Below are 13,821 nucleotides of genomic sequence, written 5' to 3'. Positions count from 1 at the left end.
TACTAGTACGCTAACAATACGGTAATTTTATACCGGCCAGAAGCTGGATCAATTGCAGAGCCGGTCACGTTAGTTAACCTCACCGTGACAGTATCATTTGCACTTACCCAAGCATTTGCGATCAGTCCGGATTCCAGAGACGCTGGCAAACTCAGTAGAACCTCCATCCCAACTTCTGCATTCGGAACGGCAACCGTTAACTCAACAGATGATCCTGCGCTGATTGATCCAAAATCAAGAGTTGGCCTTCTAACTAATCGGCCAAGGTGAGCCTCCCAATAAAGCTCTGTTAACAGGTTGTTGCCTGCTGTATTAAAATGAATCATGTCGGCCTGGAAGTAGGTTGAGGCCGTTGCGGCATCGACAGCGTCTTTTATTCCGTCATATAGATTCACGAAGTTTACCTTCTTCGATTTACAGACGGCTGCTACCGCATTCCTGTAGGCCAGTTGTTTGGTTTCTGAATGAGCAGGATTGCCACCACTCATGTCTAAGCGATATGGAGGTCCAGCAACTAAAGGTTTTACACCGATGGCCAAACACTCGTCAATTTTAGCGATTAAAGCGTTACTATAATTTGTGGGATTTCCATTTGTGGTACCGTCCTGGTTCATGTCATTGGTGCCACCAGAAATCACAATATACTTTGGAATATACTTGACCACAGCATCGACATAATCGGCCACATTGGTTCCTGTGCCCGTTGACACAAAAGGCGCACCCCCTCTCGCTGTATTTCGATGATTCAAACCTAATCTCTTTGAAAGTTGGTAACCCCACTCTGACTTGTCATTAATCTGATTGCTCACACCTTCGGTTATACTATCTCCACAGGTAAAACAATCCCCTCTGTCCGCATACCGTTTAACGTCAATCATATATTGACGGGTTGCGTCCATCATCGACTTAAACTCTGCTTCTGTAAGTCCCTTAGCTACCACGTGAAAGCCGATCTTATTTGTCCAGTAGTAAGTGGTGCCGTTATAGTGCCATCTGAAAAGGTTGAAGTTACCATCCATTGCAGCGCCACTCATTGGAGTTGTTGCCTTCGCTAACATCACCCCATCTCGACCCAATGCCCAGAAATCGGTAGAGCCTGTCATACCAATAACCCCTGCCTTTATTTTTATTTCTAGGCCCTTTCCTCCCCCAAAAGTTTGTCCAGCACGCTGGAGGTTTATCCCTAAACCAGTGGCGGGGTTGTTCCCTAGGGCCATCCCATTCCCACCAAATCCACCTTTGTCATTGGGATAGTCGGGAATTCCAACTAAGACTGTGATATCTGTCTGACTTAATCCCGCTGTAGCTGCATCGAATCCAAGGTCGATCCACTTTGTGTGAGCGCCACTACCAGGGTACAATCCTCCGTTTACGCTCCAATCAGCATCAGTAAACCCGTTATTCATGGAAGTTCCAGCGCTTACAAGTTTAACAAGCGAAGGAGTAATGCCACCCCCTTGCCACGGTCCACAATCGACTACTTTCGAGAACCAGCCCCGCTTTTTTCCGGTGATCACCCACCTATCTACCGCAGAAAGAGTCGAGTTATCAATGTCGCCCCCTGCTTCCAAGATGTCGGCATAGTATGCTTTTGTTTCAGCCTGCATCGCGGACGATGTTTGAAACGAGATCTTTTCTGCGGCTGACAAGAATTGTTTTTCAGCAGTTTCCGTAACGTTCGCAGCAGGCACATTGCCCGTATGATTAGCCCGATTTAACAGAAAGGCGTCAGAGCTATTCTGGGTGGCGGTAGTCGAAATCGTGATCGTATCGGCGGCGTCGTTAACTGTGATCGAAATATTGCCAACACCAACTAAAGCAACTCCGATAGCATCACGTATCGCTTCAGGATCAGCGCCTGTGCCGTCTCCTAGAGCTCCAATGGTGAGAGTATTATTAGTATCATCGTAGTTGAGAGTAATATTAGATCCTGCACCTAACAGCGCTGCTACAGCATCTTGAACTGCTTCCGTGAAATCAGCGATTGAGGAAGCGGTCTGTTGACCTGAATGATTGCTTCTATCTAATGCGTGATCGAAGTTTCCATCAAGCTCTTGATGAGTCAGCGGGCTACCTTTTAATGTTCTCTTTACTAAAGTCATATATTAAAATATTTTATTGTACATATCCTTGATCGACATAGCCCGCCTGCATGTAGGTAACCGGATCGCTAGGATCAGGCTCAGTAGTTCCTCCCGTTCCTAAGTATTGCAGCACGTACATCCTGTATTCATGCTCCGTGTTAATGTCCACTTTAGGATGACCGCCATTAGTATTAGCAGGGATCGGAGTAAAAGCTTGAGCCGACACAGTATCTTGAAGTTCTGAAAGCCCGTTCTCGACATCTTCGAGTCGTTTTTCAAGAATCCCGAAAGCTTCAAGGATGCTTTTCCCAGCCGTGATCGTTTCCTTAGTGAGGGCCTTTACATAGCCAGTAAGGACCGACCCGATGGTACGTGCGACAGTGAAGAACTTATTATTGTTTCCCTCGGTGATCTCATCAGTACTGCCCGGACTTGCAATGATCTCAGCGTAGGTGCTGCCACCCCAACGGTATTCGGCTCCGGTATCCAGCGCGATATAGATCTTGCCTGTCTCTCCTGGTTGTGGTAGCGCGGATTGAGTAGCTACCTCAACAATATCATCTACATAAGAAGGGAGCTGTTCGGCGGCAACTTTTCCGGCGCTGTCGAGACCAGCATATCCGTTCGGCTGATTCTTGTTGGTCTTGTCTTCCTTGACCGTTACGTCAGGGATCTGCTTAGTCAGTGCAAATGTTCCGTCATCAGCGGGATACTGGTACTGATAATTTTTAGTCGGGTTGGAGGGCGGTAAAATCTTTACAGAATAGAAAGTATTTGTATTTCTATTGTGCCTGTAAAGGGTAAGCGTCCCCCACACTTCCGGGAATGTATCAGTGTAGCCGAGTTCAACCAGTACTGAATTCTGTGTGCTGTTGGTGTGAGGATTATTTACATAGAATCTCCGACCAAAAACGCTATTCTGGAAGTTCGTTATTGGAGCTACGTTTTGCTGAGTAGTGCCCGTTTTAACGAGGAATTTATTTTCATCAGCTCCTACAGTGTAAAGCAACCACGCAGTTGGATTGAATACGCCATTAGTAATATCAGCCTTATTGACCAGCTCGTAGCGCTGCTTCTTACCGTTCCCGTCATCAAGTACAGTCACAATGGTAGCGTGATTCTTCAGCTGATCAGCTTTGGAAGCAAGGGCATATAGCTCAGTAAGATTAGCAACTACGCGAGGAGCACCTCTGACGAAATCCGTATCGAGAGCCGCGTTGTTTTTATTGGCGTGTTCGAGTATGTCTGGATTTTCTAAAGGCATATTATGAAAAAGCTAGTGTTACATTATTAAAAGCATCCGTCGCATTGCTTCGAACCACTATCACAGGCATTTGAAAGCCCGCCGCATTCGTGATCGTAACTTGGGATAGGAATTGAAAAGCCCCTAGGACAGGAAGCGCGCCGTTCTGAATAGCGTTGGTTATATTCCCCAGCGAAGCGTCATATATGTAATAGGTGTAATTTCCTCCGCTGGCCGTAACACCTGAGAAGGTCCTTGATCTGCTCGTCTGGAAACTGGCACCGTTTAAAACTGATTCAATCTGAGCAGCTGACAAAGCAGCATCCGGAAAGTAAGCTAGCACTCCCCGTCCTTGGAAGTTTACAGAAATACTGTCGCTCGTGGTGTCGTTTCCCGTCGCGGGTTTTACTGAACTTCCCACTACCATCAATCCAGACTTCGGCTTGCTCAGAGTCACGCTGTAGCTGGCATTTGCAACAATGCCAGCTACTGCTAGTACACTGGAGTTATTACCAGGTGAAGGCAAGCTTCCCGGGAAGTTACCGCTCATTCCAGTTGGAGCACCTTGGCCAGCTCCGGGGACCGGATAATTAAATATGGCTGATAGATCAACTTTACAGCCTTTGTCTACTGTGATATGCTTTGCAGTAGTGTAAGGAGTCGCGTATGGAGTCAGGCCGTCATTCCTGTAGATGGTCCATTCCGGATAGATAGTTGGCGATACAAGAGCAAGAGTCTCAGTATCGAGGGTGACCTTGTCGTCTACTACAGTTAAACCCGGTCCCAAGTCCTCAGGGGAAATTCCTCCTAAGCTCTCCCACTCAGTTCCGTCCCATCCTTCCCAATTTCCATTGTAACGCCTCAGCGCACCTGGCTGTTCAGGAACTTCCTCACTATCTACCGGTATATAAAGAATGCCGCCTACTTTCAGAGCAAAGTCTTGAATAAGTTTTTCGCTTTTTGGTGTCCTTATAAAATCTTTCAACGGCATATTAAGAAGCCTTTCTTCTGATAAAATGTACAGTCCTGTAGGGGTTCATCAGGGAGAATGGGGCCGATGTTCCACCAAGCTTGATTATCCGATTACTTCCCCCCCAATTTCCCTCATCGTATGCTCCGGATCCGGAATCACTATTCGCTTGTTTAAGTGCCAGATCAATTGGAGGAAGATTTTGCAGCATAAGCTGATAGGATGTTGAACCTCCAGTTTTTCCGAAATCAAATTGAGAATGGCCGGCAATTGCTCCAATGGCCATGCGTCCTTCCATTTCTGGTACTGGCTCCCATCCTGCTGGAATCTGGTTTGCGGGCTTCCCCCACAGCACCCAACCGGCACTTGGCCCGTTCGATATAGAGAAGGGAGCAGCCACAATTTGCAGCTGATCGATTTCTTCATTCGCACTTTGCAGAGCTGACTGAAGGCCTTCAATATCCTCCTCGAGCGCGGCAATCTTGTTATTGATTGCCTGGAAGTTTCCGGTCGATTCATTCAGCGCAACAGTAGGATAAATCGAAATATGTTGACCTTCCTGAAGCTCAAAGTCTTTGATTGTTACCCGGCCATTTACAGCATCGTATGTAAGATCTTCAGACCGGAACTCCGAGTTCACCTGAGTCGAGTAAATTGGATACCCTGTTTTTCCAGCCAAGCGACTATCAGTGATCACTGCGTTTGGACTCACGAACTCGTAGGAATCGGAGTCAGGAAAAATCTTAAACGGGGAACCAGTAACAGCTGCGAGAATATCAGCCAGGGTGAAGGTGATATTGATCGGATTGCCGTTATTGTCACGGGCCGCTACAACTACATCCGACAGGAGCGGGAGCTGCTTGGCTATTTGCGATATTTTCTTATCTCCTGCCATAGCTATTCACTCCGTAAATTCTTGCGCCGCTATTTCTTGAAGCGCGTGGTGATTCACATTTGTTACTTCTCCAGTGTGTGTAGGTGTCGGAGTTCTGATCAAGAAACGCTCTCGCTTCCGCCCAGTAGCCATGGGCCAAACTTTCAAAATATTTTACCTGCCTTGAGATATCTCTGAAGTCAACAGGGTCACTGAACTCGTTACGCTTCTGGAACATTCCGGAAGGAGTTATCTGGCTGGATATATTTGGAAGAACCCTAGCTGTAGCAAAGTGAACGATCGCCGGTTTAAGCCCCTTGAACAGGACAGGTACGCCATTCACCTCATACTCTTGTCCGTCCAAAAGGGTCACATACTTTTCTTCTGTACTATTCTTTAGCAAATCGTAATACAGGACATCACCGAGCAATGGCTTCAGATCAAACTGCTGAGCATGTTCAATGTGCATGTTGATTTTCTTCACAGCGTCCACGTTAGCCGGAAGATCAACATAAGGAATGAAGTCGGCCTTAGTTATCAGGAGGATTGGTGTCATTGCTAATTAGTTTCGTTTCCCAAGACCATAGACCTCGCGTCATCATCGGAAATTCCAAAGATGATTTTGAGCGTGTTAATTTTCTGATCACTTGAAAGACTTGGATCAACGAGTATTGACTGAAGCGCCTGAGTTCCACCGACACCGAGAATCTCAACAAGAAGCTTCTTGTCTGCGTCAGTATCTTCAATTTCTGGCTGATTAATACTCGCCCTTATCTCGTTCCTGGTTAAATACTGGAAGTATTCTGGCCCGAAGTCACTCATGTACTTGTTGTAGGTAAGCGGCTTGATCTGGAAGTCATCAGTCACTTGCTCCTTGAACAAGAGGAATAACTCCTCAAAAACTCGCTCCATCAGGATCCGATCTTTCCGAGTGATCCCGTTATAGTAGTTCATTGCGTCCTGAAGCTGCTGCTGGTTGAAGTAGCCGCCATCGGTGATAGAGTGAAGAATACCTGGTTGCTTGTAGTGGCGAATGATCTTCTTCAGAACCTTGTCGTCCGTGTAAGCGAAGAGCTTGTCGTTAAGAGCTGATTCAATCTTCAAGACCTCCGGCGTATTCTCTGTTGTTTCACACTCAGCAACCATCACCTGCTCTCCCTCTGGTCCCATGAATGCCTTTAAACCTTCAATAAATTCTCTCCGCTCCTCCTCTGTTTGAAATTCGCCCTTATTCACATATATATTTTTAAGAGCGAAGTTGTTCTCAAGATTGGAAGTGGTTGTTTTATCGGAAGCAATTTCGGCCTTCATTGGCTCAATCACAGCGTCGCAACTAGCAAGAGGATACGCTTCGTAATCAGCAGAGAAATAGTACAGCTGGCCATTGTACTTGTCCCATCCACCTTCTGCATCGACTTGTGCCTGAATAACTGCCGGATCAGGATTGAACGGGTAAACGTATTCGATCTCTTCCTTCTTAACCTTTCCCCTCCAGTCGGAGTGAACAGCATAACGGCCAGCATAGTCTTCAATTCCCTTCCGAACATTCTCAAATGGAGTATAGTATAGAGAGTCGATTTCGAAAGCAGCGTTCCAGTTTACGTGGATAGCGAAGCCTTTAAAAGGTGCAAAGTCCGAAGCAACACGGTTCAGCAGGTCATCAGCTGTCAAGCCTCGCGAGTTCACCTTCAGCTTGTACAGGTTCAAATCAGCAAAGCCCTCCCCAGCGATAAAGTCCGCATAGATACCTACAGCCTGCTTAGCCGTTGAAGACGCATTGATCAACTCCATAATCCTTTGAGGATAGGCATTGTCAACGTCATAGCCAGCGATGCTGTACTTCTTTACATCTACCTTTTTTATGCGCGGCTCAGTGCCGGGAAGGTTTGTTACTTTGCTCATCTACCTTTATTCTTCAGTCTTTTCTAATTCAGCTGATTTCTTTTGAGCGGCCTCCAATACAGTCTTTCTGTCTTCGCCCTCAGGAACAAGTTCGTTCAGTTCTTCGAGGGTCTGAGTCGCTTTGATTTTAGCAATCAGCTCTTTCGCTGTTAGCTCATCATCTTCTTCCTCGTCCTCGTCGATCGGAGCATTAACGACTTCAGGAATAGATTCGAAGTACTTAGCCTTATCCGGATTATCTTTCAAGTACTTCGCCGCCACCTCATCAGTCATGTTGTCCGAGGTGTACATGTTGGGAGAAAAGGCAGGATACTGGATCACGATGCCTTTTTTAAGTTTAAACTTTTGTTCTGCCATGGTTTTCAATTTGTCAAGCGTAAGAGCTTGGAGTTTATGGAAAGCTTTTGTTACACAACTCTTGCAGCCTGGGACGAAGCCTTGTCCGAATGCTGCTCGATAAATAGTATCCAACTCTGCAAGAGCCTCTGGTTCTCTCTTACCTAGTTGGATAATTATGTTGTTAAGCCCTTTGATTCTTTCAATTAATTCCTCAGGAGTCATTTACTAGACTACCGGAGTAATTAAAGCTTCCAGAGCAGCGATTGAAAGATCATAAGAGTAAACAGGAGTAGCACCTTCTGTCAACACGGCGAATGAAGCCGGCAAATGAGGCTCCTCGTTACCTTCTTCGTTCTGAAGAGTAAGGGCATAAGCTCCTTCTGTAGCAGTATCCTGAAGGTCGCGGGTCATATCAGTAAGCACAAGTCCTACGTCAGTACCTAATACTTCGATTGCTGCATCGTGAGTCTTCTGCTTGTTGATGATAACAGCAACAAACTCACCTGCACCGAGCGCCTCGATCTCTGCTTTTGCCTCTGAGCCATTTTCAAGGACCAGGAACGCGATAGCATGACGGTATGAATACCCAAATTCTTTCGAAACTCCGGTTACCGTTGGCTTGATGGACTTTTTGTATCCTTCATAGCGGAAACCTTTCGCAGTGGATTTCATGGTAATACCCCGGATGACGTTTGGGTTCTGGGCGTCCCTTATATATGACTCAATATCTGATCGGTTGAACAGATAAAGAGTCGCCTCAACACCTCCGAAAATTCTTTTGCAGGCGTTGTAGAGTCTATTTTTAGTGATTTTTGAACAAGCTGACATGTTTTTTTTATTACAGATTAATAATATGAGGGTAACTGATAGCAGCTTAGTAAGCCACTATCAGTTTGTAATCCTCAACAATCTTCATGTCAAGGCTGAATCCGAGGTCAACCACGTAAGTTTTCGATTTCTTATCGTAGAATGGATCCAGTTCTGACAAGTTGCCTTCTTCCTCAACTCCAAGCTGGTGATTGTCCCGAACACCGAAGAAAATACGGTGAGGTAAATCCCATTTAGTGCCGTTATCCATGTATGCCCGGATGATTCTGTCTTGGAAGGACAGAACGTTAATCTGGTAACCGTCAAATTCGAACTGCTGCATTCCTGACTCAGTACGAGTGTAGCCAATTTCAAGGTTTGCACCAGCTTTTAAGCGCTCGGCTTTATACTGATCTGCAACCGATTTAGTAACCCAGAACTGAGCGCCAGGGTCAGAAGTTAAACGCTCGTCAGCTGCTGCGATCATTGCTCGCAAAACGCCTGTAATAACCTGGTTATCGATATCTGCCTGGGTGAAGGCCTGAGCAGCATAACTTGCTCCACCGTTCCTGTCGATCGCGATACGTTGAGAGCTATTAGCCGCAACGATGGCAAAAGCCTGAACCCAAAATCCGTCAATCTGGTTGAAGAAATCAACGGAAACACCGTTTTTAATAACTCCACCACCTGAAACGTTTGCTGCTGACTTTTTAGCAAACATACTGATACGAAGGATTGCTTCTGCTAAGGCGTCAGAGATGCGATCTTCTAAGAAAAGAGCGAACTCAGTACCGGTAAGGTCAGCTTTATCAAGACCGTTTTTAAGCCCCCAAGCAGTGAACTTTTTCAACAGGTCCTTAAAGCACTCCTCGAAACGGTCTTCGATCCATTCTGGATCCCACCATTTCTCAGTTGCAGGAATCGTTTCCGCACTAGGTTCTGGTGCGCAATTAGGACCCGACTTTTTACCAACGAGTCCGAGTAATCCGAAGATTACGATTTGTTGTTTGGCTTTGATGCCGGTGATCACGTTGAATATTTCATTCAACTGTGGTTTAGAGAAAACAGCGGTGAAGAACGCTTCCTTCAAAGATTCTATTTGTTTTCCGCTGAACGTCAAGTCTGACTGGTCAAGATGTGATGCCATTAGCTATCTTTTTAAATTTAATACTCAATTGATTGACCTGGGAAAGAATTAGTCCTTCTTATCCTTACCCTTGTTTTTTATTCGATTTCGAGTCTCCTCAAGTTTATTCCTGAAGTCTTCTTCGTCCTCTTTGGTCTTCGCGTCCTTCTTGAAGTTTTGCTTCCGGTCCTTGGGTTCGTGAGTGCTCTTTTTCTGCTTGATGACATTAAGAACCTTGTTCGTGTCATTTAGTGCAGTAGTAACTTCCTGATTTTCGGCTTTCAGCTCTTGGTTTTCTGCCTCCAATTCGGCAATTCGATTCTGGAGCTCGGTGATTTCTTCCGAATCTTCCTTGTCTTCTGAATTCTCAGATGCTGCTTCTGCAATAGTCGAAACTGCACCAGAAGCTACAGTCATCGAACGACCGTCTTCTAACTCGTAGTCGCCGTCAGCAAGAGCTGTAGTCATTTCAGCATCGGCGAATACGGGGGTTCCTTCAGCAAGCTCTCCTTCATAAAAGAAGGTGGTGCCATCCTTGGTAGTGGCCTCGGAATTCTCGATCTCTTCAATCGAATTGAAGAAGTTGTTGAAAGCGTTTTTTAGCCCTGAAAGCAGTCCTTTATTTTGCTTCAAAGCTTCTTTTGTTTCTTTATTCATATCTGTTGTTTTGGGGTAATACTGATTTGCGTAGTCTTTAACTCTTTGAGGAGCAGAGTGGAAGATGTAATTCATCACCTTATCCGGGATTGAGGCTGAAGCGGTTTTGCCTTCTTCTATGTCAGTGACAAAGTTTAGAGCCAGTGCATCAGCTGGAGTGAGCCAGGTAGTTTTGTTGATTAGAGCATCTATTACTTCCGGCTCTAGCCCAGTCCTCTTCGTGTAAAGACTGTTTAAAACTTCTTGGACCTTATTAAGAGCATCGGCTTCGCTTTGTAGTTCATCGGCATTCATTGAGTCATACATCCAAACTTGGGTTGTAGGCTTATGCACCATCAGCATAGATCCTGCCTTTGCTGTGATTTTAGAACCCGCCATTGCAATTACCGAGGCAATTGAAGCAGCAATTCCTTCAATGATGATATGAACGTTTCCATGCTCTACGAGCGCATTATAAATCCGAAATCCGTGAAAGACGGAACCTCCACCAGAACTCAGTCTCACGGTCAGCTCCTCTCCTTTTGCTTCATGAATAAGAGGGACAATAACATTTGAGGACAGATTGCCTTGCCCGATACCATAAGATATTTTACCGAACCAAGACTCTTCCTCGTAATCGTGTAATAGGATTTCTGCCATTTGTGAAGTGTTGAAACAAATTTCAGGCTAGAGGAAAAAAAATTACTGGCAGAGTTTTGCAGTAAAAAAAGCCCCGAGAAGGACTCCCGAGGCTTCAAACCAAATATTAATAATGTGCAGTGACCCAAATATACGAATTATTCATATTATCCATATATGAATAAAAACTTAGACGAAAAAGATTTTAAGATCCGGTAGATACTACTCTCATCAAGATCAAAGTCAATAGCGGCTTTCCTCACAGCCTCCGTTTTTCTCTCTCCTGCGTCCACCTTGGCCGTTACATAGAAGTATATTTCCATGTGCAAAAGAACTTTCGCGGGAAAAAGTCCGGATGATACGAGCGACTTTAAAGCGCCTGACTTGTTCAGATCGTTGATGATCTCGATATTACTTTTAACCTGGGATATTGGCATTATACGACTCCGCTATTGATTGATGAATTACGTTTGTCAAGTGCTGATACTACATCTCTAACGTCCGTTACGACCGTTAAGTTACGAATTTCCTGACCAACTGCAGCAGCAATATCCTGGGGGTTGAGAATGTTTTGAGCAACAGTAGTACCGGCGTTGCCTGCATAGATCCCACCAGCAGCGAAGGCAGGAAAAGCAGTTGATTGATAGCCGGCTGATCCGGGACCAACAAGAGGGCGACCACCAAACGACTCGTTGATGGCAGACAATATGCGTAGAGCTCCCGGATCCTTTGCAGCTTCAGCGACTATCACAGCTTCACCACTCCTCAGCTTCGCGTTAGTATTGTCAACTCTGCTGTAACCAGGAAGAACGGCACCCCTACCATCTGACTCGAACAATCCTCCATCTGCAAACTTGGGTACTGTTACCATGTTTTTAGCGGCTGATGCGATTTTTGCAACCAAAGCTAGCGTACTCATTACCGCTACCACGTTAGCAGGGAAAGGTTGTTTCAATTGAGTAGTCACACCAAGCAGCTGCTCAACAGCAAGCCTTGCATTCTGCTGCAAGAACAAGGCAGACTCCATTCTCAATTGAGCATTGGCTGCAAGCTTTGCCGCCATAGAGTTTTTACCGACCACGTCCTGAAAGGCAGTACCGAACTGATTGACACTCTCGGCAGCAGCTCCGTACACTTCCTGATCAAGAGCTTTCTGCTTGGCGGCATATTGCTCATGAATAGCAAAGGTGTCCTGCCCCAACTTCATCGCCTGCGCCACCTGAATCTCATACTCCAAATCCATCTGAGTCTGAAGAGCAGCAAGGCGCTCAGCAGGAGAATTAGCATTGTCGACAGCAGCCTGAGCAAGAGCAAGCTGGTTGTCCTGGTAATCTTTCAATCGCTTATCGTCGATTGCCTTCAATCGCTCGTTCAACTGGTTTGCGTTATCCTCAACGAGAGCATTCCGCACCTGCAGCGCTGACTGAAGAAGTACACCGGCATTTTCTTCTCCAAGGATGCTGCGAGCAATCAGACCCTCTATAAGTTTGTCCTGTTCAGCCAGACGCCTGTCATTAGCCAAGCGCTGTTGAGCTACTGCCCGCTGATCAGCGTCTTTGATCAAGGCGACGGTCAGGTCTTGAACTTGCCGGTTATTAGTGTCGATCTGAGCCAGGTCCTCTTTCAGGAAGTTATCGCGAAGTTGCTTGATACGAGCCACCCTTTCAGCCTCAAGCTGCTCCGTAGTCCTGCCATACTTCTTATACTTCTTAACCTTCTCATCGATCTCGCTATCGATCGACTGAAGTTCACGCTCTCGCTCAGATAGGATAAGCTCATTTGTCCTAAGTAGGGAATCAATTCGCTCCTGGTCAGCTTCCCTAATCTTCTCCAATTCCTTTTCACGGTCAGCCTGGGCCTTTTCGCGAAGCTTCGCCTCATCGTTATATCGCTTCTCGGTGAACTTTAACGATGCTGCCTGAAGATCGTTCACCTTTGCCTGCTGATTCGCCAGCTTCTCCTGAAGCTCGTCCGATATCTCCCTGCCTCCATTACGTTTCAAGTCAAGAGCGATCTCTTCCTGGATGAGCTTGAGACGCTGACGAGCAAGGCCGACTTCCAGATCAGCTGCCTGTTTTTCCTTTTGAGTAGCCAGGTTAAGAAGACGAATCCTTTCTGCTTCTGATAAGCTTACATTCTTCGCCTGTACAGCATACTTATCCCGGGCGAGCCGAAGTTCTGATAACGTGGCCACGCTGGTTCTCTCAGCATCCTCAAGGTCTTGCGTCTTCTGAACGAGGTTTGCAGCTTCCCGGGCAGCGGCTGATATTGACTGGGCTGAAGTCTTGACGCCATTAGCGAACTTCTCAAGCCTCTTGGAGGTGTTGGTAATTCCGGTACCTAACTGAATAACCCCGTCAGTGATATCCCTCAAGCTCCCTCGCTTTATCGCATCGATGATCACTCCAAACGCTTTAAACCTGTTGATCAAGTTGGTCTGGATAGAGTTCCCAAGTTCTTTGATCGGTCGAAGAGGATCAATGAAGAAAGACTTGATAGGATCAATCAAATTGAAGATAGCGTTCCCGACCGCTTCGAAGACCGCTCCTACTGCCGCCATACCTCTCTCAATTGCATCAGTCAACGGCTTAAACTTAGACAGATAGTTGACCAGAGATGCTGCAAGGGTTATCAGTAAACCAATACCCAGCGATGCCATAGCGATTCGCAGTCCCTTCATTGCTGTTGTTCCTGTTGTAATTCCTCCTGCAAGGTTATGAGCGCCAGTGATGGCTTGAAGTATCTGGTCTCCGAAAGGTACTAGTTGCGCGGTCGCTTCTGCGACAGCTTCCTTGTAATTCCCGACGTTTCGCGTGTTGTTGCCGGTGGCTCCCTCCTGCTCCTTCAACTTGTTGGTGATATCCAGCATTTGAGCAGAAAGCGCCTGACCTTCGACGCTGTTTTCCCTCTGGGCTTCGCTCAGCTTTATCCATTCGTTATTTAGCAAAGCAAGTCTTGAGCGAAGTCCGGTGATGCTTCCATCATAGTTCTGTGAAAGTGCAACGTTCGCTTTCAGTTCCTTGGCCAGTTCCTGAAGTCTCAGTTTATTCTGCTCATACTCCAAGCTGTTCTTCTTCCCTTGTGCCGCAAGGATAACCTGTTGATCTTTTAACTCAACGGTCTGCTTGATGATTTCGCTGGCTCTCTTTCCGTAGTCGCCCGGATCCAGGCCTACTTCGATAATTATCTTGTCTGCCATAA

Annotated in this window: 12 protein-coding genes; all 12 read right to left on the bottom strand. The window is 46.3% G+C overall.

All coding sequences use genetic code 11. The features are described from left to right. Positions 1 to 2: 2 nt before the first annotated feature. Positions 3 to 2,102 (bottom strand): SGNH/GDSL hydrolase family protein, encoded by a 2,100-nt coding sequence (locus J4N23_RS05400; RefSeq protein WP_207426004.1) that lies wholly within the window; start codon positions 2,100 to 2,102, stop codon positions 3 to 5. A 13-nt stretch (positions 2,103 to 2,115) separates the two neighbouring features. Then, on the bottom strand, positions 2,116 to 3,348 hold the full coding sequence (locus J4N23_RS05395; RefSeq protein ID WP_207426003.1) for a hypothetical protein: 1,233 nt from the start codon (positions 3,346 to 3,348) through the stop codon (positions 2,116 to 2,118). 1 nt (position 3,349) lies between these two features. Beyond that, positions 3,350 to 4,312: a hypothetical protein gene (locus J4N23_RS05390; protein ID WP_207426002.1), complete on the bottom strand. Its 963-nt coding sequence runs from the start codon at positions 4,310 to 4,312 to the stop codon at positions 3,350 to 3,352. A 7-nt stretch (positions 4,313 to 4,319) separates the two neighbouring features. Next, a complete protein-coding gene (locus J4N23_RS05385) occupies positions 4,320 to 5,192 on the bottom strand; it encodes a hypothetical protein (RefSeq protein ID WP_207426001.1) in 873 nt (290 codons plus the stop codon). Next, on the bottom strand, positions 5,179 to 5,727 hold the full coding sequence (locus J4N23_RS05380; RefSeq protein WP_207426000.1) for a hypothetical protein: 549 nt from the start codon (positions 5,725 to 5,727) through the stop codon (positions 5,179 to 5,181). The genes J4N23_RS05385 and J4N23_RS05380 overlap by 14 nt, the downstream gene beginning before the upstream one ends. A gap of 2 nt (positions 5,728 to 5,729) precedes the next feature. Further along, a complete protein-coding gene (locus tag J4N23_RS05375) occupies positions 5,730 to 7,073 on the bottom strand; it encodes a hypothetical protein (RefSeq protein ID WP_207425999.1) in 1,344 nt (447 codons plus the stop codon). A gap of 6 nt (positions 7,074 to 7,079) precedes the next feature. Beyond that, positions 7,080 to 7,430 (bottom strand): hypothetical protein, encoded by a 351-nt coding sequence (locus J4N23_RS05370; protein WP_207425998.1) that lies wholly within the window; start codon positions 7,428 to 7,430, stop codon positions 7,080 to 7,082. A gap of 207 nt (positions 7,431 to 7,637) precedes the next feature. Continuing rightward, positions 7,638 to 8,240, bottom strand: coding sequence for a hypothetical protein (locus J4N23_RS05365; protein ID WP_207425997.1), 603 nt, complete (start codon positions 8,238 to 8,240; stop codon positions 7,638 to 7,640). Between the two features lie 46 nt (positions 8,241 to 8,286). Then, positions 8,287 to 9,366, bottom strand: a complete 1,080-nt coding sequence (locus tag J4N23_RS05360; RefSeq protein ID WP_207425996.1) for a hypothetical protein — start codon at positions 9,364 to 9,366, stop codon at positions 8,287 to 8,289. A 48-nt stretch (positions 9,367 to 9,414) separates the two neighbouring features. Then, positions 9,415 to 10,641, bottom strand: coding sequence for a head maturation protease, ClpP-related (locus tag J4N23_RS05355; RefSeq protein WP_207425995.1), 1,227 nt, complete (start codon positions 10,639 to 10,641; stop codon positions 9,415 to 9,417). Between the two features lie 146 nt (positions 10,642 to 10,787). Continuing rightward, a complete protein-coding gene (locus J4N23_RS05350) occupies positions 10,788 to 11,057 on the bottom strand; it encodes a hypothetical protein (protein ID WP_207425994.1) in 270 nt (89 codons plus the stop codon). Next, positions 11,057 to 13,819: a hypothetical protein gene (locus J4N23_RS05345; RefSeq protein WP_207425993.1), complete on the bottom strand. Its 2,763-nt coding sequence runs from the start codon at positions 13,817 to 13,819 to the stop codon at positions 11,057 to 11,059. The genes J4N23_RS05350 and J4N23_RS05345 overlap by 1 nt, the downstream gene beginning before the upstream one ends. Between the last annotated feature and the right edge of the window lie 2 nt (positions 13,820 to 13,821).

The organism is Pedobacter sp. SYSU D00535, from assembly GCF_017355855.1.
Classification (GTDB): domain Bacteria; phylum Bacteroidota; class Bacteroidia; order Sphingobacteriales; family Sphingobacteriaceae; genus Desertivirga.
This window is presented reverse-complemented; position numbering and strand designations above follow the sequence as displayed.

Bases quoted from the DNA above. Each gene is read 5' to 3' on its own strand.
- J4N23_RS05400 (WP_207426004.1), bottom strand. From the start codon at position 2,102: ATGACTTTAGTAAAGAGAACATTAAAAGGTAGCCCGCTGACTCATCAA.
- J4N23_RS05395 (WP_207426003.1), bottom strand. From the start codon at position 3,348: ATGCCTTTAGAAAATCCAGACATACTCGAACACGCCAATAAAAACAAC.
- J4N23_RS05385 (WP_207426001.1), bottom strand. From the start codon at position 5,192: ATGGCAGGAGATAAGAAAATATCGCAAATAGCCAAGCAGCTCCCGCTC.
- J4N23_RS05380 (WP_207426000.1), bottom strand. From the start codon at position 5,727: ATGACACCAATCCTCCTGATAACTAAGGCCGACTTCATTCCTTATGTT.
- J4N23_RS05375 (WP_207425999.1), bottom strand. From the start codon at position 7,073: ATGAGCAAAGTAACAAACCTTCCCGGCACTGAGCCGCGCATAAAAAAG.
- J4N23_RS05370 (WP_207425998.1), bottom strand. From the start codon at position 7,430: ATGGCAGAACAAAAGTTTAAACTTAAAAAAGGCATCGTGATCCAGTAT.
- J4N23_RS05365 (WP_207425997.1), bottom strand. From the start codon at position 8,240: ATGTCAGCTTGTTCAAAAATCACTAAAAATAGACTCTACAACGCCTGC.
- J4N23_RS05360 (WP_207425996.1), bottom strand. From the start codon at position 9,366: ATGGCATCACATCTTGACCAGTCAGACTTGACGTTCAGCGGAAAACAA.
- J4N23_RS05355 (WP_207425995.1), bottom strand. From the start codon at position 10,641: ATGGCAGAAATCCTATTACACGATTACGAGGAAGAGTCTTGGTTCGGT.
- J4N23_RS05350 (WP_207425994.1), bottom strand. From the start codon at position 11,057: ATGCCAATATCCCAGGTTAAAAGTAATATCGAGATCATCAACGATCTG.
- J4N23_RS05345 (WP_207425993.1), bottom strand. From the start codon at position 13,819: ATGGCAGACAAGATAATTATCGAAGTAGGCCTGGATCCGGGCGACTAC.